The sequence below is a fragment of the Candidatus Pelagisphaera phototrophica genome (assembly GCF_014529625.1).
Lineage (GTDB): Bacteria > Verrucomicrobiota > Verrucomicrobiia > Opitutales > Opitutaceae > Pelagisphaera > Pelagisphaera phototrophica.
This window is the reverse complement of sequence record NZ_CP076039.1, coordinates 1,031,602-1,049,105: the sequence shown is the minus strand read 5'-3', so window position 1 is coordinate 1,049,105 and position 17,504 is coordinate 1,031,602. Positions and strand designations below refer to the sequence as shown.

The following is a 17,504-nucleotide window of genomic DNA, read 5'->3' as shown; positions in this document are numbered from 1 at the left end:
ATAGCCGTTAACACTAATCATGAATCAATACGCAGTTGTTTTCCTTACCTGGGGGGAGCAATACATCAAAGAAGTATACTCTTGCATTACGAAGAGTGAAAAATATCTGGCTGGATATGATAAGGTTTTGATTACGGATGGGGATACGCATATTGACGATAATGATGGACAATTTACTCATGTAATCAGGGCAGAATTCAAACAACAGGGCTTACTTCGAAAAACCGAATTACATGAATATCTTCCAGATACATATGCAGGGTATTTACTGCTCGATAGTGATACGGTTATTGTTGAAGATATTTCTCTTGGTTTTAAAAAGGCCGAGATTCATGGAATAGCCGCTAGTCCAGCGCCGCATTACAGTCTGGATCATTTTTGGGGCTTCGACCTTGTTATGAAGAAAGAGGGTGTTTCAACGATCGGGCAGCTGCAATACAACACGGGCGTGATTTTCTTTAAGAACAAACCCAGGGTGAAAGAGGTTTTCAAAAAATGGGGTCTGCTTGGGCGCTCATATCAAGATGAGTTTACGAATGATCAACCCTTTTTCACTTTGGCGATGGAGCAGCTCGAATTCAACCCGTACACACTTTCCATATCATATAATTATCGCGGTTTTGGAGAATTTATAAGTGGTGATGTTCGAATTTGGCACTCCCATGGTAGCATGCCTGAAAAAATCAATGAATATGAGAGCGCGTGGCCACCCAGACGCGCTTGGCCTGGGAGAGTCGAACATGCAGAACAAGGGGATAGCGGTAAACTGCGCTCCATCTTGCGCAAGTTCATGAGATGCCTGCGTCGATTCACCAGACCCAAACCAGTCTAAGAGATGCAATTTTTACCAACAAATATATCGATTCATGAAAAAACAATATCTATAGCTTGATAACGCAAAACCAACTTCTGACTCTCCCCTCCGAATCAAATCGGAACAATTGAATTTCCTCTCACCAATGGAAAATGTCTCCCAAAGGCGAAGTGCATAGCTCAAAGGGTACGAGTAAAACCTCCTGGGTCATGGGCAATCGCTTCGTTCAACATAAAGCCAGCGGCGAACCCGAAGCATCCATGCCGCAACCCTTCGAAGGATTAGGTCTCATCGGTTACGACAATATCAAAAAACAACACACCTCAATCTGGATTGATAACATGGGAACCGGCATAATGAAGGTCGCGGGCAAATACGACCAAGCCGCCAAAATCTTAACAAAATCAGGAGACTATTCCTATCCCATGACCGGTGGCAAGCGCACATATCGTTCCATAACAAATTTCAAAGATGCGGACAACTACACCTACGAAACCTACACCGCAGATGAAAACGGTGAAGAATTCCGCAGCACGATCATTACATACAGCAGAAAGCAAAGCTGATAATGGGTTATTTTTGATAAAAACATGATCAAAGTCACAAAAATTAATGAAAATACATTCGAGGTCGAAGTCAAAGCCGCTTCGAATTCAGCCCATCAAGTCAGCGTCTCTGACCAATACTACAAAAAACTCACAAACCAGCCCGTTTCCAAAGAGGTCCTCATAAAGAAGTCATTCGAATTCCTATTAGAGCGCGAAAGCAACACCATGATCCTTAGCCAATTTGACCTTCCGGTGATCCAAAGTTATTTTTCTGAGTACGAAGAGAACATCAAACAGAGGTTCCAATCATGAAAACAAGAACCAGAAAAATCGTTAAAGACAGCCTTAAAAAAATTAGCCCACCCATCTATAGCTACCTATTAGAAAAGAATCTAGAGAACCAGCTTCCTCCAAGGTACAAAAACAGAATGCCTACATCATTCGTCATGGAAGACAGAAATGCCGGATTTTTCTCACTCTTTTTTCAAGTGGTTGGAGCACTCAAGTTCTGTGAAGAACGTGGCAGCAATCTCACCATCAATTTCAACACCGGTCCTTATGTAGAAAGAGAGAAGGGAATCAATTGGTGGTCTTACTATTTTGAATCAGACAGTTTTCGTTTCAATCAACAACACGCCAGAATCTTTGAAATCACAGACAGAGAAGAACAATGTTTATTCTCAAATTATGGACGCAATCTACCAATCAAAGAGGCGAATAAGATCGTCTCTCAAATAAAGATCAAGAGAGAATTAACATCAAAAGTATCCACATTTGCAGAAAAAAACTTCAAAGATAAGAAAATCATCGGAATTCATTACCGCGGCACAGACAAAGTAAGCGGAAAGCGGAAGGAATCAGATAGAGTCCCCTATGAATACATCACCCAACATTTAGAAGGTTATGGCCCAGAATATCTCTTCTTCCTAGCTTCCGATGAAAGCCAATTCTTAAACGCAATGCAGGACCATTTTCATAAGAGAGTCTGCTTTTACAATGCCATCCGCAGCGATAACGGAACAGCCCTGCACAATAGAATAAACAACTACTCCATGTACAAAATCGGAGAAGACGCCTTGATTGATTGTTTATTATTATCCCAATGCGAAAAACTCATTAGAACCGATTCCAATCTTTCCTTAGCCTGCAGTTTCTTCAATCCCGATCAGCAGGTTATCAATATTACCAAGGAATTTATGAGAAGAAGGTCCCATGAATGAAAATAAAAAAGAAGGAATAAGGATCGTCATCATCCCTGGCAGTGTGCGCCCGGAATATTTCACAGGCAAGGCCGTAGCCGTTGTGGCTAATGGAATCAAAAAACTCCTTTTTATTAATTATTTTAGGAATTTGCCTTGAAAGTTTAAAAGCCCACGGCTAAAATTATGATTTCATAATTATCTGGTAAATCCGGATGACCTATAGTTTGGGAAGACGATCATGAAAAAAGCTTTGGTTCTTGGCGCTGGTGGTTTTATAGGCGGACACTTGGTAAAGTGCCTGAAGTCTGAAGGTTTTTGGGTTCGCGGCGTTGACCTTAAGTTACATGAGCACGCGCAAACCAAGGCTGACGATTTTGTCGTCGGTGATCTTCGCGATCAGAAATTTGTACGATCAATTTTCGATTGCCGTTTTGATGAGGTGTATCAGTTAGCAGCCGATATGGGAGGGGCCGGATATTTATTTACTGGTGAGAATGATGCCAATGTAATGCACAACTCGGCGATGATTAATCTTAACGTACTTGATGCCAGTCTTAAGTGCGATATCAAAAATGTGTTTTACTCGTCTTCCGCCTGCATTTACCCAACGCATAATCAGTTGGAACCAAACAATCCCAACTGCGCTGAGGACAGTGCTTATCCCGCCAATCCAGACAGCGAGTATGGCTGGGAAAAACTATTCTCGGAACGTCTGTATCTTTCATACAACCGCAACTTTGACATGAAATGCCGCGTTGGGCGTTATCACAATATATTTGGGCCAAATGGCACTTGGGAGGGTGGCAAAGAAAAAGCTCCCGCTGCCCTATGTCGTAAAGTGGCAATGGCCAAGGACGGTGACGCAATTGAAGTATGGGGTGACGGCCTTCAAACTAGATCATTCCTATTTGTAGACGAGTGCATTGAAGCCACAATTCGCCTAATGCGTTCTGATGTCGATTTTCCAGTCAACATTGGATCTGATGAAATGATCTCAGTAAATGATTTAGTCAAATTGATCGCTAGCATATCTGGCAAGAATATCAACATTGCCAACATTGCAGGTCCAGAGGGTGTGCGTGGTAGAAATTCTAACAATCGTTTGATCACTGAAGTTTTGGGTTGGGCGCCTTCGCAAACTTTAAGAGCAGGAATGGAAGTTACTTATGCTTGGATTAATTCCCAGAATTCACAACAGCATAATCAAAAGTAGGGTGTTGTCAGACTAAGTAAATCAAAAATCGACTGGAAACACACGCAAAGTTTTCTGAATAATTCGAAAAAATCTATATGTAATGTATCCATACCAAAATAAAATACTCTCTCGCGAATCACATATTTTTAAATAGATATTTTATCAAAAAGTTACAATTAAATTGACAGTGTCGCTGTAACTTCCTGCGCGTATGTTCTGGCGGGCTGGTATGCGTCCGTAAACCACATGATTTGTGCTCGTACCTGTACCACTGCCACTTACTGTGGCTCTACTAGTAGTAGCATCTTCCCAAACAAATTCGCGGCTAGCGGCAGTATAGAGATTATAGTTGAGCGTGTTAGTGCCACTACTCATGCGACGCTGTTTATAGGTTCCATTGCCTGGACTTAGGCCTATGGTGTACCCACCGCTGGAAGAAGGAGCTCGGCATTATGGAGGTCGATCAGGCCGAACAGCTCAAAGAGCTTAAGAAGGAGAACGCTAGGCTCAAGCGAATGTTCGCAGACGAGATGCTGAGCAAAGAGCCTTTAAAGGAGACTCTGGAAAAAAGCTGTGAGCCCCTGGCACAAGCGCCAGATCGCCGAAAAGCTTGTATCCGGGGGCAGATGGAACAGACAATCGCGGCATAGCCACAGATCCACTCTTGGAAAAGCCTTATTCACTATATCTAAACAATAAACTTCGTATTCTTTGTTTCATAGAGATAACAGTTGCGCTCAATAAGAGCATCAACAATATCGCCATCCGTATAAGAAATTCGTGACCTCCATTCAATTTTCCTAAACAAAATTGAATTTCCTATCAATCACCCTCCAAGCAACTTAAATAAAAGATTACAGATGCTATGTCTATACAGAAAACTACAAGTTCTTTGAAAGGTTGTATCATTGCCCTGGCAGCATTTTTCCTGATCCTTTTCCTGCCAGTAGCCGATTCTCTGAGCAGCGAGGGCCATCGCTTGATGGCTCTGACTGTTGCTTGTCTTATTCTGTGGGTGACTGAAGCACTACCTATTCCTGTCACGTCGATACTGGCAATAGGCGGTCAGGCATTGGTCGGATCGGCAACGTTACGTCAGGCCTCAAGCAATTTTATCAGTCCAGTATTTTTCTTTGTCCTAGCCATGTTTGTCTTCGCAGCGGTAGTGAGAGAAACCAAATTGGATAGTCGCTTTGCGCAGTGGCTCTTATCCAAGTCTGGAACCGATACGCGAAAAATACTGCTGGCTTTCATGATTGGAACTGCGGTTGTTTCGTCGGTTATGTCGGACGTGCCGGCCTGCGCACTATGGATGGCTCTCGGGTTAGGAATCCTTCAGCAAGAGAATTTGAAACCAGGGTCCTCCAATTTCGGAAAAGTCCTGATGCTCGGTATAACGATCGCCGCGTTTATTGGTGGCATTGCCACTCCGGCGGGCAGTTCGATTAACATCATGGGACTGGTCATGCTCGCGGATCTGGGTGGGGGAGAGGTTCCATTTTTAAAATGGATGGCTATTGGCATTCCCATGGTTGTGTTACTTATTCCTATTTCCTGGTTCGTACTCCTGAAATTCTTTCCACCCGAGATTTCGAACATATCAGAGAATCCGGGAGAAAAAGACCCATCGAAAGAGCCGTTTAGCACTGGCCAGAAAAAGGTGATGGTAATTTTTGGTACCGTAATAATATTATGGATACTAAGTAACTGGTATCCAAAGGCTTTGGATGTGACCATGATCGCGCTGATTGGTTCGGTTGTTTTTTTTCTGCCGGGAATTGGTGTTTCAACCTGGAAAGAGGTATCCAAGGGTATTGGCTGGGATATTCTTTTAATGATCGGAGCCGTTTCCTCGATCGGCCTGGCCAGTCGTGATACCGGCCTCGCAACCTGGGTGGTGTCCTCTATTTTCGATGGAGCCGGTGGGATAAGCGTTCTCTGGCTCATTATTGCGATCAGCACCTTTACAGTTCTAATTCACTTTGTGGTGCCGATTGGGCCCGTGGTAAACGCGGTGATGATTCCGCCTATCGTTGCCCTCGCAATCGCAATCGGTCAACCGCCTATTTTATTGGCGCTACCCGTTATTTTTACTGCCTCGTGCGCCTTCCTACTTCCTCTGGACGCCGTAGCCTTAATAACCTATTCAAAAGGTTATTATCGAATGACTGACATGCTTTGGCCCGGTTTGGTGATAAGCGTATTTTGGGTGATTATTCTTACCGCTTTGATGCTTGTGGTAGTGCCTTGGCTTGGGCTGGTTCCTTGAGGGGGATTTCGATAAATATCAGATAATTAATAAACTGAATTATAAAAATGGATACGATTCAATGGGATATTGCCCACATGGCACATGTGGAATTGTTAACGCCGAAACTTGAGGAAAGCGTCCGCTTTTTTTCAGAGATCATGGGTATGTCTATTAGCGATGAGAAAGGTGATTCTGTATACCTGCGTGCCTACGACGATTACGAACATCATACTTTAAAATTGACGGCGCACACCCATGCGGATCTGGGGCACTATGCCTGGCGTTTAAGAAGTTCTGAGATTCTGGAATGTAAAGCAAAGGCGATTGAAGCGACAGGGCACGGTCTGGGCTGGACGGAAGGAGATCTGGGTCAAGGCCGCAGCTTCCAGTTCAGAATGCCAAGTGGTCAGTTGACGGAAATCTATTTTGAATCTGAGAAATACCAATCCAGTAAGGAAGACGCATCGGCTCTGAAAAACACCGCTTCCAAATTTCCCGGCAGAGGTATGAATGTGCGGCGTCTCGATCACTTAAATTTGTTGGCTCCCGATGTAGCTGCCTTTCAAGATTTCCAGCTCAACACCTTGGGAGGTCGATTGACGGAAACCATTATTTCCGATGAGGACAGGGTATTGGGAGCCTGGTTTTCGGTCAATTCCAAGTCTTACGACCTGGCTGTTACAGAAGATCACCTGCAGGGAGCAAAAGGCAGATTCCACCATGTGACTTTTGCGGTCAACAGCCGGGAAGAAGTCCTGATTGCTGCGGATATTGCATTGGAAAATGGTATTACTATCGAAACCGGGCCCCACAAGCATGCTATTCAGCAAACCTTTTTTCTATACCTCTTTGAACCAGGAGGCCACAGAGTGGAGATAGCAAACAGTACGGCCCGCCTGGTTTTGGACCCCGATTACAAACCAATTGTCTGGTCCCTTGACGAACGCAAAAAAGGACAGGCCTGGGGCCTGCAAACCGTTAAGAGTTTTCACACCCGCGGCTCACCGATGCCGGAAGATTCCGAGAACAATGTCTGAACCTGGAGCCTGATCGATATTATGGAAACCAAAAGAAAGCTACTGGTCGTCGGAGCGCATGCTGCGGACTTCGTATGGAGAGCTGGCGGAACCATTGCCAAAACGGCGGAGCAGGGCGGCGAAGTGTTGAACCTGACTCTTTCCTACGGTGAGCGAGGGGAATCGGGGGTACTCTGGAAGGAGGACCCCAATCGTTCAATTGAAGATGTGAAGCAACTGAGACATGAAATGTCAGCCGAGGCTTCTGAAATATTAGGCTGCGAATTTCGCTGCCTGGATTGGGGCGACTACCCTATGGTCGTGAATGACGAACGCGTTCAGCAATTGGCGGATATCATTCGCGAATTTGAACCGAATGTTATCCTGACCCATTCCGCAAAAGATCCTTTTAATCCCGATCATCCCTTGACCTGTCAGACAGTGGAAAAGGCACGATTGCTTTCAGCGGGTGCCGGTGTCGACGCAGCATTTAAAACCATCACTCCTCCTCTTTGGTATAGCTTTGAGCCGCATCAACCTGAACTGTCAGGCTTTGTTCCCGACACCTATGTCGATATCACTTCGGTATTCGAAAAAAAGAAGGCGGCCATGGCCTGTATGCGAGCGCAGACATATTTGCAAATCTACTACACTGAATTGGGCGACAGACGCGGAAACCACGCTCGCCGAATTTCCGGGAAGAAACCGGTCAAATTCGCGGAGGCCTTTCAAAGCAAAGTTCCTGTCATTCTGGATACTATCGTCCCTGACATTCATTTCGACTAGTAGCATGATAACCGCCGAACAAATAAAAACACTGTCTCAATTCGGAACGGCCACTCTCCACGAGGCTCTCGGTCAAATCGGGGACCTGCCTTGCCAGATTAAACCGCTTCATCCCGCCATGCGGATTTGCGGTCCGACCTATACAGTTAAGTGCAAGGCCCACATGAATATTAATCTTCACCGAGCCTATGCTTACGCGAGACCAGGTGACGTCATTGTGGCGGATTGCTCGGGCGCCTATGATGCGGGCTACTGGGGAGACTTGCTTACCTCTGGAGCTATGAAACAAGGCGTGGCAGGCTTGGTTATTGACTCCTGTATCCGTGATGCTGATGCAATAGAAGAATTAGGCTTCCCTATTTTTTGTCGAGGGTTGTGCATCAAAGGAACAGGTAAGGACCCGGAAGGGTGTTTAAACGAACCGATTACAATTGGAGACATATCAATTCATCCGGGCGACATTGCTGTAGGCGACAGGGACGGAGTGGTCATTGTTCCACAGGACAGAGTTGAAGAAGCCATTGAAAAGGCCCAGGCCCGCGAGGACAAGGAGGCCGCTGTGAGAGTCCGGCTCAATGCCGGGGAAACCTCCTTAAAGATTTACGAGTGGGATAAAAAGTTTGGGTACTAGAGTGGCGTCGCGAATTCCATATATGCAAATCCGGGGTGGTAGCTCCAAAGGCATCTTTTTCGATACGGCCGACCTTCCGGAATCTGGTGAAGAGAGGGATAAAGTTATCCTCGCAGCCATGGAAGGACTCAGGCCTGGTGACATTCGGCAGATCGATGGACTGGGTGGTGGCGATCTACTGACCGCTAAAGTCGCATTGGTGAGCCGCTCAGCACGTGAGGACGCCGATTTGGATTACCTTTTCTTGCAAGTGGTTGTTGGAGAGGGCCGACTTTCTGCAGCCCAAGGTTGTGGCAATATCCTTGCCGGGCTACTTCATTTTGCAATCGAGAGCGGAATGCTTTCACCAACGGATCCGACCACCAAGGCAGTTGTCCACATGGTCAACAACGGTGGATTGTGCGAAGTCACGGTACAGACTCCAGATTTCAAACTTGCTGTCGCGGGATCTGCGAAGGTCGATGCGGTTCAGGGAATAGGCGCACCGGTGATTTGTAACTACCTCGAGACCGTTGGCATAAACTGCGGAAAATTGCTACCTACTGGGAGTGTCTTGGATGAAGTGGATGGTGTGCAGGTTACCTGCGTCGACAACGGCATGCCAGTCGTGGCACTCAGGGTGACGGATTTCGGAATCACCGGTTATGAAAGCAAAGAAGAGCTAGATTCCAATGAAGACCTAAAGGAACGTCTCGAGTCCATTCGCTTGCAAATGGGTCCGAAAATGAACTTAGGCGATGTATCACACTTAACCGTGCCCAAGATGTGTTTGCTTTCACCGCCACGGTCAGGCGGCTTGATGAACACTCGGACCTTCATACCCCATCAATGCCATGCGGCCATCGGTGTCATGGGCGCGTTTTCAGTCGCTGTGGTTGGCTTACTTCCGGGGTCAATTGCGGAGGGCATTGCTAACGTGCCAAACGACTTCGCCTCTGTTATCCTAGAGCATCCATCTGGGCAATTTACCCTGAGTCTGAAATCTTCCTCGAAAAATTCCGAATTGGAAATTCATGAGACGGGAGCCATTCGCACCGCTCGTATCATTAGTAAGGGAGAAGTATATATTCCGTAAGCTGGTTATCCTGTGAACATTTCTTTTCAATGTCTGGTTGTTCCAACATTATATAAATATGTACCTTAAAAAACTAATTCTGATTCTGATTGTCTGGACCATTGGGATTTGTGCTGGTGCACAAAATCAACGCCCAAATATTTTACTAATCGTAGCCGATGACATGGGCTTCACCGATATTGGATCGTTTGGCGGCGAAATTAAAACACCTCACCTTGATGACTTGGCAGAATCCGGTATACGCCTGGCCAACTTTCATACGGCACCGGTATGTGCACCAACCCGGGCTATGCTCATGTCGGGAATGGACAATCACGAAGCCGGAATAGGTTCCATGGAGCTCATGCGCGTATTTGATAATGGCTTAGCACCGAACAGAGAAGCCATTGGTTACGGCACACCGGAGTACGCCGGATACTTGAGTCAGCGCGTTGCGGCTTTACCGGAAATCCTTCAGGATGCGGGTTACCACACTTATATGACAGGCAAATGGGACCTTGGTCGGGCCTTGGTTGAAGAGCACATCCCGGCAGGCCGTGGTTTTGATCAGTCCTTTGCCCAGTTGACGGGTACTGCCTTACATCTAATTCCGCCGGATGGTGGTGCCCATGGCGGAATTGCCCGTGCGGAACCCTTCATTTATAGGGAGAACTGGGAAGTGGTTAAGGAGTTACCGAAGGATTATTTTTCAACGAAAACGTTCACGGATAAGATAATTGAATACATAGGTGGTAACAAAGACAGTGAACAGCCGTTCTTTGCATACCTCGCTTTCTCTGCACCTCATTTCCCAATACAAGTTCCTCAAGCTTGGCGTGATCGTTATAAGAATCAATATGATGAGGGCTATGATGTTTTGCGTGCCCAACGTGTTGAACGGGCGATGAAACAGGGTGTACTTCCAGAAAACATTAATATGAGCGTTTATGAGTCTGGTGCCGATTCCTGGGACAGTATTTCTGATGACGAGAAATTAATACTAAGTCGTAAGATGGAGATCTATGCGGCCATGGTGGAGAACATGGATTTTCATATCGGTCGTGTCCTTGATTACCTTGAAGCTATTGGGGAACGAGAAAATACGTTTGTCCTGTTTATGTCAGACAATGGTGCCGCATTCAGATTCCCTCCACCGCTCGCAAAAGGCTATGAACAAACCTTAGAAAGTATCGGTAACAATAACTCGTTTACGGTCTACGGCCGCGGTTGGGCCTCAGCCAGTATGGCACCCTTTCGAGACGCCAAATATTCTCTATACGAGGGAGGGACTCGAGCGGCCGCTATTGTTAATGCTTCTTCATTGGATAACCACGGCTATGTCAGTCAGGAGTATTTGACCGTGCAAGATGTGTTGCCAACTTTGCTCGACGTCGCGGGGATCAGCCATCCTGGTAGAACGCACCGTGGAGATACCGTCAACCCAGTGCGCGGTAAATCGTTTTTTGCCCACCTAGAAAATAGGCATCTTGATGTCCACGGTGATGAAGCTATTGGCTGGGAGTTGCATGACCAACGCGCATTGGTTAAAGGCGATTGGAAGATTTATTCTTCTGGAGGAGAGTCTGTCGAATGGGAACTGTATAACCTGGATAAAGATCCAGGTGAGCGACACGATCTCTCAAATCAACACCCGGATCGGAAGGAAGACCTGGTAAAGCGATGGTTCAATTATGCGCGCGAAGTCGGAGTCGCATTCGAGTAGCTGGAGAAGCATAATGAAGTTAAACGCGAACCCTTAACATTGAACAATCTAACGGTAGCATGTCGAGCCCACTTCCCCTCATTTCACTCTTCGTTATCGCCATCCCCTTCACTTCGAACGCCCAGATTCTTTCCGTAGACCTCAATTCTGCTAGGGAGGTGAGATTAACTCTCGATTCGGAAACAGGTAAAAGCTATGAGTTTCAAAGCCGCTCGGACCTTTCCTTCGGCGTCTGGCAACCCATTTCAACGCTCTCAGCAAATGTCTCCTCGCTGGTTTTCAAACAGAGCATCGATTTCGAATCGAAGCCCAATCACTTCTATCGCGTTCGCAAAATTGAAGCCAGCAACGGCACTCTCGCAGATGGGGAAACGCTCACCATCAATCAAACCTGGGAACAGGAGCCTGGAGGATTCGATCGAACCGCCGCAGTCCGCGTCCCTTCCGGCGACGGGCCCTTCCCTGTGGTCATCATGCTTCACGGAAATGGAGGCAACTCGAACTTTATCAACAGCATGGGCGGTCGCCTCGACGACATCATCCGCATCGCTCCTAATGGCTATTTGAAAAGTTGGAATATCGACAAGGAAGCTTCAAAAACTCCTGACGTCGCTTTCATACGGGATCTCATCACTCTGATTAAAACCTACGACAATGTGGATGCGGGCAACCTATCGCTGTACGGCAGCTCGAACGGATCAGGCATGGTCAACCGACTCTTGATTGAGTTAGACGGAGCCGCTTTCCAAAAAGCGGCTGGGCGAGTTTCCCAAATGATCTCCAAGATGTATCAAAATGAAACATTCCGTTTCAATGCATCAGGTACGAATGACTACGACCAAGTCATCGTACCCGCGAGCGGCCGAAAGATCCTCAACATCGGTGCCCAAAACGATCCGGTCATTCCCTACAAAGGTGGGAACGGAGTCGGCACGACTTTTCACTCTGCCCAAGAAAGCATCTTCCGCTTTGCCCAAGCCATGGGTGAAAAAGGACCCCAGCTCGCGGACGCTGAAGGCATCCCCGGAAACGGTACGAATCGACCCGCTGATATTATCAAATACAGCTACCTCGACGGCGATGTCGTCCACTACAAAGTGATCTCCGAATCACACGGCCTGGCCCCCTACTCCAGTCAAGCCAACGATCTCATTGCTGCCTTTATAATCACCCAATAGACCGGGTAAAGCGATTGACTTCCAAATAGCTTTGATCGCATGTTTTTTTCGGATGATCGTGAAAAAACTGACTTTTGCAATCTTAATGACGGTTTTGACCGCTTCGGCAGCAGACCGTCCGAACGTCATAATTCTTATTACCGATGATCAAGGCTTCGGTGACCTTTCATGTCACGGACATCCCATACTTGAAACGCCTGCCTTCGATGCGTTACACAGGGAGAGCGTTCGTTTGGGTAATTTCCACGTCGCACCTGTCTGCACGCCAACTCGGAGCGAACTAATGACTGGTCTGTATGCACTTCGCAACAAAGCAAGCACGGTACCATCCGCCCGCAATTGGATGAGACGCGACATCGTGACCATGCCAGAGACCTTTTTGGCTAATGGATACGCTACGGGATTATTCGGTAAGTGGGGTCTTGGGGATGCCTATCCCAACCGGCCCATGGATCGTGGTTTCGTGCATGCAATTTGGCACAAAGGCTGGGGATTGGCATCAGAAAACGAATACGACAATGATTATTACTACACCCGGTATTTGGATGGGACTGAGGTAAAATACTCCGACCGTTTTTGCGCAAACCTATGGTTTGATGAAGCTATGAAATGGATGGACCAGAAGCTGGAAGCTGAACAACCGTTTTTCACCTACATAGCTCTCAATACGCCTCACAGTCCTTTCCACCCTCTTGAAGAGGATTTTGAGAAATACAAGCACAAGGTCGAGGACGAGAGAATTGCGAAATTCTACGGTCTCATCGGGAACGCAGACGAGAATTTTAGCAGGTTGGAGGAATGGCTCGAACAAAGGGGCGCAAAAGATAACACGATTGTCCTCTTTATGAATGATAATGGAACCGCCCTCGGTGATGGCATTTACAATGCGGGCATGAGAGGCAAAAAAGGGTCCGGATATGAAGGCGGCCATCGAGCCTTCTGCTTTCTTCGCTGGCCCAATGGTGATCTGGGCTCACCGAGAACTATCGGAACGGTTTCTCATGTTGTGGATCTCGCCCCGACATTCGTTGATTTGTTGAATTTCAAAGTGCCAGCTACTGCGGAGCCATTCGATGGACTTTCTCTTGTACCCGTCTTCAAAGACGCAGCTGCTTTAGACGAAAGAAAGGCCATTGTTCAGTTTGGCGGCAGGACGAAGCCAGAGAAGTACTTCAGGAGCTCTGTTATGTGGAAAGATTGGCGATTGCAGGGTGATTCTGAACTCTACAACCTAGAGAATGATCCTAGCCAGGCGGCAAATGTCTTCGCGGAGTATCCCGATATCGCTCGCGAGCTGAAGGGTTATTACGACGCATATTGGGCATCGATTGAGGCATCTATCGATGTAATAGAGCCGATTGTTGTCGGCAATTCAGCAGAGCCCATAACGCATCTTGCCTGTTCCAACTGGTTGGATGCGGATTTTGATAACCGCGATAAAGTTGCGGGGGCAGATTCTATGGGCGGACCTTGGCATATAGAAGTAGAAAAAGAGGGTAATTATAGGGTACAACTTAGTCGTTGGCCTTTTTACATGAATCGTCCTCTTTCGGCCATCGGTCCTGGCGAAACCATTGGGGGAATGCCTATTGATTTGGGCGTCGCTATGCCGATTGCTTTAGGAACGCTGAGCTTGAACGGGGGAGCCCGCATGGTGGCTAAGCCGAATCACGAGGGCACTCTGATTGAGCTCACGATTGAAATGCCTCTCGGCAGGCAAACGCTTCAAGCTTGGTTCCACGACGACTCAGGCAAACAACTTTCGGGAGCCTTTTACGCAACCTTGGCTCATTTACCAAATTAGTTTTGAAAGAAAAACTATTCTGAATGACAGAGGCGATTTTGCTCGCAAATCCCGTTTCAGAATATTCGATTATTTTTATGAATAGGTTACGCTCATTTGTATATTTCTTCCTCTTCGCAACCGTCGTCCCTTTGGCGTCCATCAAGGCCCATGACACGCGGGTTTACGAAATGCGAACCTACTACGCGAATGAGGGCAAACTGGACGACTTGATAGCTCGATTCCGAGATCATACCACTGGCTTGTTTGCCAAGCACGGCATTGAGAATGTGGGATATTGGGTTCCGAAGGATAATCCCGACAACAAGTTGATTTACATCATAGCCTTCCCGAGCAGGCTGGATCAGGAGTCGATGTGGAAATCCTTCCAAGCGGACCCCGATTGGAAAGCGGCGGCTAAGGCATCTTCTAAAAATGGAAGGCTCATAGAAAAGATAGAGGCTGTTTTTATGCAGACAACGGAATATTCGATGCCGGTAAAAAAAATCCAGGCCGATCCGGAGCGTCTTTTTGAACTCCGAACTTACATCTGCAAAGATGGCATGCGACGTCATCTTGATGCACGTTTTAGAGATCATACGATAGGCCTTTTTGAAAAGCATGGAATTGAGAATATAGCCTATTTCCACCCGATGGCCGACCAAGATGGCGGAACGAGCACGTTAATATATATCGTAGCCCACGAAAGTGAGGGAGGGCGTGAAGAGGCCTTCGAGAATCAGCGGGCAGATGAAGACTGGAAGTCGGCTGCAGCCGCTTCAAGGGAACGAGCTGGTGGCGGAATGGTGGTAGAAGGGGGCGTGACAGGCGAATTGATTGTTCCGACCAATTTTTCCGCAATGAAATGACTGCTGAGCCGAACCGTCACTCCGCACAATCGTTTCGATTTCACGTATTTGGTTTTATAATGCGTTTTTTTCTGATTTAAAACGCTGTATTCCAATTTTTTATAGAACCCTATCGAGCCAGAAAGGAACGGCCAAAAACGTAGATAAAATCTAGTTTTTGCCCAATTTTTGAGATGACGATTACGCAAAGCTAGCTATTTGAATAAGTTTAGCTCTCTCAATCCCCAAAGGAACAATATTTAGCCAGTCGCATCTTCGCGAGGGTTTACGGTATTTGCTTTAAAATTACAAAAGTATTCGCCTGGAGCAAATTGAATGCAAATTTCCGGACTAATAGTCCACATTTATGCCTTCGAAAATGAGTGTCAGAGGTCCAACCATTCGACCTTCAATTCTTTCGCCTGCGGAAAGAGCCTCAATAGTAAGAATGTACCCTCTGTGCGTAAAGCTAGCGGAGTTAGATCTCAATTCGATCACACCAGACACCAGTCCTGCCGACTTTCTTCAGAAACAACATTTAACTGGTAGCGATTAAGCAGACTACCTTTGGATTGGAGTAGCTGATTTCAGGTTAAATGTACAGGAGCAGGAGAAAGTATCTCAGATTAATCCCGAAGGAGACGGCTACTGTATTCAGACAGTTAAAAATACTTGTAGGACTAGTTCACCATGTGTTTGACCAGGCAACCGGAAAGGATTAACATTCGTATGATAATCGTCGTAACCAATGAATTGAATTTCCTATCAATGATGTTGGAATACCTAATCGTCCATCCATTCCAGCTCTGGCCAGAACTCAGGACCGTCGTTTTTCTGCGACGTGCCTAGTGTACTGCGGTCTTCCGCTTTGTATTCGATTAGCAAGATTGGCGAAATGTGCCAGGACATCCACTCCGACTATTAGATCAACGCACGCTTGCCAATCGAGCAAGTCGACCACCTCAACTGGGTACGCTGTCCCGTCACCCGCGACTTTGTCGACTGCCAGAAACTCAATACCCGCCTCGCAAAGAATGTGGCAAACACAACTTCCCAAACGTCAGGCGGCACCTGCAACGAGCACTTTCATTTCAAGAAGAATATCGCGGCGTTCCGTCCTTCGCAAATACTACGGAAGACTCACGAAAGCCGCTCCTATAATTGAATGCAATCATCGCTGGTCGCTTCGTTTCCAATGTTTTGCGTTCGATCGTTACGAAAACCTTCAGCGCTCACCAATTGGTAATGGAGCCATCCCCTCTCTCAAAGACAGGGTGGTCGTAGTCAGATCCCTTCGTGATCACATTTACCAATTCGATCTTCTCAGGTTTGAGCTCTATCCCTAATCCTGACCTCTCATTTGGATACAGCTTCCCGTTCTTAAAGGACAGATAGTCGTCATTGAGATAGGAGATTTCCGCAGGACCGTCTTTGGTTAACTCGGCCATGACAAAGCCCGAAGACGATGCCAGCACATGCACCAAGGCCGCTGTAGAAATTGGTCCCGTAAAGTGCGGAATCATTCCGACATAATGCGTTTCGCAAAGCGCCGCGATCTTCTTCATCTCCGTAATGCCACCCACATTTGGCAGCGTCACTCGGGAGTGGTCGATCAGGTTCTCCTCAATCAGTTCGTTTATGTCCCATCGATCGCCAAAATGCTCGCCAACCGCGATGGGAACATTGATCCGATCTCTCAGCGCTCGGTAGACTCCTGGGTTTTCGGAACGAATCAAATCCTCTACAAACAGCGGTTTCAAAGGCTCGATCATGCGAGCCATGGTGACCGCCTCTGCCGTGTCGAAACGGGTATGGAAATCGGTACACCATTGACCCTTCTCACCGACACCTTCTCTTACTTGCTCATAGAAACGGTAGTTCTGGTCGAGAAACTTGTGCGAATCGAATACTCTTCCATCAGAAACGGTACCTACCCGATAGGCATAAAATCCTGCTTCGATACAGGCCCGCGCGGTTTCCTCGACCGAGCCTTGATCTGGAAATCCGGTCGAGTAACAGGGTAGGTAGTTTCGAGTAAGACCGCCCAGCAACTCGTATATCGGAGTTTTAAGGTACTTTCCCTTGATATCCCACAAAGCCATGTCCAGCCCTCCCATCGCATGAAGCCGTTCCCTGCCCGACGGATAGAAGTACTGCCGATACACCTTCTGCCACAAATGCTCGATCCGGAAAGGGTCCTCCCCGATTAGCATCTCGGCGCAATTCTGGATCATCTCCTTTGAGCCGCCTTCCCCAATCCCTGTTATCCCCGCATTCGTCTCGACGACCACGATATCTCTTGCTTGGGCAAACGTCGGCTTCAGGTATTCGGGATCCCGATAGTGGCTGATCTTGGTGATCTTAATACCAGATTGAATATCTCCAAATAGCGTTTCCTGGCCTAGCATGAGAGCCCCTGCTCCAAGCAAGCTGCTTTTGATGAAATTTCTGCGCTGATTGATCATTGATAAACTG

General features: G+C 47.0%; 19 protein-coding genes and 1 pseudogene. 17 read left to right on the top strand and 3 right to left on the bottom strand.

Going from position 1 to position 17,504, the window contains the following annotated elements:
- Positions 1–19 precede the first annotated feature (19 nt).
- The 6 genes from GA004_RS04610 to GA004_RS04585 all read left to right on the top strand — a co-directional run bounded on the left by GA004_RS04610 (position 20) and on the right by GA004_RS04585 (position 3,777).
- The gene (locus GA004_RS04610; protein ID WP_283396130.1) at positions 20–832 is read left to right on the top strand and encodes a hypothetical protein; all 813 of its coding nucleotides are present in this window, start codon (positions 20–22) and stop codon (positions 830–832) included.
- A 134-nt stretch (positions 833–966) separates the two neighbouring features.
- A complete protein-coding gene (locus tag GA004_RS04605; RefSeq protein ID WP_283396129.1) occupies positions 967–1,380 on the top strand; it encodes a DUF1579 family protein in 414 nt (137 codons plus the stop codon).
- Positions 1,381–1,404: 24 nt separating this feature from the next.
- Complete coding sequence (locus GA004_RS04600; RefSeq protein ID WP_283396128.1) at positions 1,405–1,674, top strand: hypothetical protein; 270 nt, start codon at positions 1,405–1,407, stop codon at positions 1,672–1,674.
- Positions 1,671–2,582 (top strand): O-fucosyltransferase family protein, encoded by a 912-nt coding sequence (locus GA004_RS04595; protein WP_283396127.1) that lies wholly within the window; start codon positions 1,671–1,673, stop codon positions 2,580–2,582. The genes GA004_RS04600 and GA004_RS04595 overlap by 4 nt, the downstream gene beginning before the upstream one ends.
- Complete coding sequence (locus GA004_RS04590) at positions 2,575–2,721, top strand: hypothetical protein (RefSeq protein WP_283396126.1); 147 nt, start codon at positions 2,575–2,577, stop codon at positions 2,719–2,721. Before GA004_RS04595 ends, GA004_RS04590 begins: the two co-directional genes overlap by 8 nt.
- A gap of 81 nt (positions 2,722–2,802) precedes the next feature.
- On the top strand, positions 2,803–3,777 hold the full coding sequence (locus GA004_RS04585; RefSeq protein WP_283396124.1) for an NAD-dependent epimerase/dehydratase family protein: 975 nt from the start codon (positions 2,803–2,805) through the stop codon (positions 3,775–3,777).
- A gap of 144 nt (positions 3,778–3,921) precedes the next feature.
- Here the strand turns inward: GA004_RS04585 and GA004_RS17920 are convergent.
- Positions 3,922–4,182: pseudogene (locus tag GA004_RS17920) on the bottom strand (Csu type fimbrial protein); the annotation flags it as partial.
- A 29-nt stretch (positions 4,183–4,211) separates the two neighbouring features.
- On the opposite strand from GA004_RS17920, the gene GA004_RS04580 reads away from it, so the two are divergent.
- The 10 genes from GA004_RS04580 to GA004_RS04535 all read left to right on the top strand — a co-directional run bounded on the left by GA004_RS04580 (position 4,212) and on the right by GA004_RS04535 (position 15,050).
- Complete coding sequence (locus GA004_RS04580; protein WP_283396123.1) at positions 4,212–4,409, top strand: hypothetical protein; 198 nt, start codon at positions 4,212–4,214, stop codon at positions 4,407–4,409.
- A 215-nt stretch (positions 4,410–4,624) separates the two neighbouring features.
- Complete coding sequence (locus GA004_RS04575; RefSeq protein WP_283396122.1) at positions 4,625–6,028, top strand: SLC13 family permease; 1,404 nt, start codon at positions 4,625–4,627, stop codon at positions 6,026–6,028.
- A gap of 47 nt (positions 6,029–6,075) precedes the next feature.
- On the top strand, positions 6,076–7,047 hold the full coding sequence (locus GA004_RS04570) for a VOC family protein (RefSeq protein ID WP_283396121.1): 972 nt from the start codon (positions 6,076–6,078) through the stop codon (positions 7,045–7,047).
- A gap of 21 nt (positions 7,048–7,068) precedes the next feature.
- Positions 7,069–7,812 (top strand): PIG-L deacetylase family protein, encoded by a 744-nt coding sequence (locus GA004_RS04565; protein ID WP_283396120.1) that lies wholly within the window; start codon positions 7,069–7,071, stop codon positions 7,810–7,812.
- A 4-nt stretch (positions 7,813–7,816) separates the two neighbouring features.
- On the top strand, positions 7,817–8,443 hold the full coding sequence (locus GA004_RS04560; RefSeq protein ID WP_283396119.1) for a 4-carboxy-4-hydroxy-2-oxoadipate aldolase/oxaloacetate decarboxylase: 627 nt from the start codon (positions 7,817–7,819) through the stop codon (positions 8,441–8,443).
- A gap of 22 nt (positions 8,444–8,465) precedes the next feature.
- Positions 8,466–9,518 carry a PrpF domain-containing protein gene (locus GA004_RS04555; protein WP_283396118.1) on the top strand — a complete coding sequence of 351 codons (1,053 nt, stop codon included), beginning with the start codon at positions 8,466–8,468 and terminating at the stop codon, positions 9,516–9,518.
- Positions 9,519–9,576: 58 nt separating this feature from the next.
- The gene (locus GA004_RS04550) at positions 9,577–11,220 is read left to right on the top strand and encodes an arylsulfatase (RefSeq protein WP_283396117.1); all 1,644 of its coding nucleotides are present in this window, start codon (positions 9,577–9,579) and stop codon (positions 11,218–11,220) included.
- 59 nt (positions 11,221–11,279) lie between these two features.
- A complete protein-coding gene (locus GA004_RS04545; RefSeq protein WP_283396116.1) occupies positions 11,280–12,398 on the top strand; it encodes an alpha/beta hydrolase family protein in 1,119 nt (372 codons plus the stop codon).
- 58 nt (positions 12,399–12,456) lie between these two features.
- On the top strand, positions 12,457–14,202 hold the full coding sequence (locus GA004_RS04540; RefSeq protein ID WP_283396115.1) for an arylsulfatase: 1,746 nt from the start codon (positions 12,457–12,459) through the stop codon (positions 14,200–14,202).
- A gap of 77 nt (positions 14,203–14,279) precedes the next feature.
- The gene (locus GA004_RS04535; protein ID WP_283396114.1) at positions 14,280–15,050 is read left to right on the top strand and encodes an NIPSNAP family protein; all 771 of its coding nucleotides are present in this window, start codon (positions 14,280–14,282) and stop codon (positions 15,048–15,050) included.
- Between the two features lie 762 nt (positions 15,051–15,812).
- Here the strand turns inward: GA004_RS04535 and GA004_RS04530 are convergent.
- Positions 15,813–15,938, bottom strand: coding sequence for a hypothetical protein (locus GA004_RS04530; RefSeq protein WP_283396113.1), 126 nt, complete (start codon positions 15,936–15,938; stop codon positions 15,813–15,815).
- Positions 15,939–15,966: 28 nt separating this feature from the next.
- Between GA004_RS04530 and GA004_RS04525 the strand changes: the two genes are divergently transcribed.
- Entirely contained in the window at positions 15,967–16,194 is a 228-nt protein-coding gene (locus GA004_RS04525; RefSeq protein WP_283396112.1) for a hypothetical protein, read from the top strand.
- Between the two features lie 67 nt (positions 16,195–16,261).
- On the opposite strand, the gene GA004_RS04520 is transcribed toward GA004_RS04525, so the two are convergent.
- Positions 16,262–17,494 (bottom strand): mandelate racemase/muconate lactonizing enzyme family protein, encoded by a 1,233-nt coding sequence (locus GA004_RS04520; RefSeq protein WP_283396111.1) that lies wholly within the window; start codon positions 17,492–17,494, stop codon positions 16,262–16,264.
- Between the last annotated feature and the right edge of the window lie 10 nt (positions 17,495–17,504).

What these genes read in the sequence shown, in the direction of transcription:
- GA004_RS04610 (WP_283396130.1), top strand. Translation starts at nt 20, where the DNA reads ATGAATCAATACGCAGTTGTTTTCCTTACCTGGGGGGAGCAATACATC.
- GA004_RS04605 (WP_283396129.1), top strand. Translation starts at nt 967, where the DNA reads ATGTCTCCCAAAGGCGAAGTGCATAGCTCAAAGGGTACGAGTAAAACC.
- GA004_RS04600 (WP_283396128.1), top strand. Translation starts at nt 1,405, where the DNA reads ATGATCAAAGTCACAAAAATTAATGAAAATACATTCGAGGTCGAAGTC.
- GA004_RS04595 (WP_283396127.1), top strand. Translation starts at nt 1,671, where the DNA reads ATGAAAACAAGAACCAGAAAAATCGTTAAAGACAGCCTTAAAAAAATT.
- GA004_RS04590 (WP_283396126.1), top strand. Translation starts at nt 2,575, where the DNA reads ATGAATGAAAATAAAAAAGAAGGAATAAGGATCGTCATCATCCCTGGC.
- GA004_RS04585 (WP_283396124.1), top strand. Translation starts at nt 2,803, where the DNA reads ATGAAAAAAGCTTTGGTTCTTGGCGCTGGTGGTTTTATAGGCGGACAC.
- GA004_RS04580 (WP_283396123.1), top strand. Translation starts at nt 4,212, where the DNA reads ATGGAGGTCGATCAGGCCGAACAGCTCAAAGAGCTTAAGAAGGAGAAC.
- GA004_RS04575 (WP_283396122.1), top strand. Translation starts at nt 4,625, where the DNA reads ATGTCTATACAGAAAACTACAAGTTCTTTGAAAGGTTGTATCATTGCC.
- GA004_RS04570 (WP_283396121.1), top strand. Translation starts at nt 6,076, where the DNA reads ATGGATACGATTCAATGGGATATTGCCCACATGGCACATGTGGAATTG.
- GA004_RS04565 (WP_283396120.1), top strand. Translation starts at nt 7,069, where the DNA reads ATGGAAACCAAAAGAAAGCTACTGGTCGTCGGAGCGCATGCTGCGGAC.
- GA004_RS04560 (WP_283396119.1), top strand. Translation starts at nt 7,817, where the DNA reads ATGATAACCGCCGAACAAATAAAAACACTGTCTCAATTCGGAACGGCC.
- GA004_RS04555 (WP_283396118.1), top strand. Translation starts at nt 8,466, where the DNA reads ATGCAAATCCGGGGTGGTAGCTCCAAAGGCATCTTTTTCGATACGGCC.
- GA004_RS04550 (WP_283396117.1), top strand. Translation starts at nt 9,577, where the DNA reads ATGTACCTTAAAAAACTAATTCTGATTCTGATTGTCTGGACCATTGGG.
- GA004_RS04545 (WP_283396116.1), top strand. Translation starts at nt 11,280, where the DNA reads ATGTCGAGCCCACTTCCCCTCATTTCACTCTTCGTTATCGCCATCCCC.
- GA004_RS04535 (WP_283396114.1), top strand. Translation starts at nt 14,280, where the DNA reads ATGAATAGGTTACGCTCATTTGTATATTTCTTCCTCTTCGCAACCGTC.
- GA004_RS04530 (WP_283396113.1), bottom strand. Translation starts at nt 15,938, where the DNA reads ATGTCCTGGCACATTTCGCCAATCTTGCTAATCGAATACAAAGCGGAA.
- GA004_RS04520 (WP_283396111.1), bottom strand. Translation starts at nt 17,494, where the DNA reads ATGATCAATCAGCGCAGAAATTTCATCAAAAGCAGCTTGCTTGGAGCA.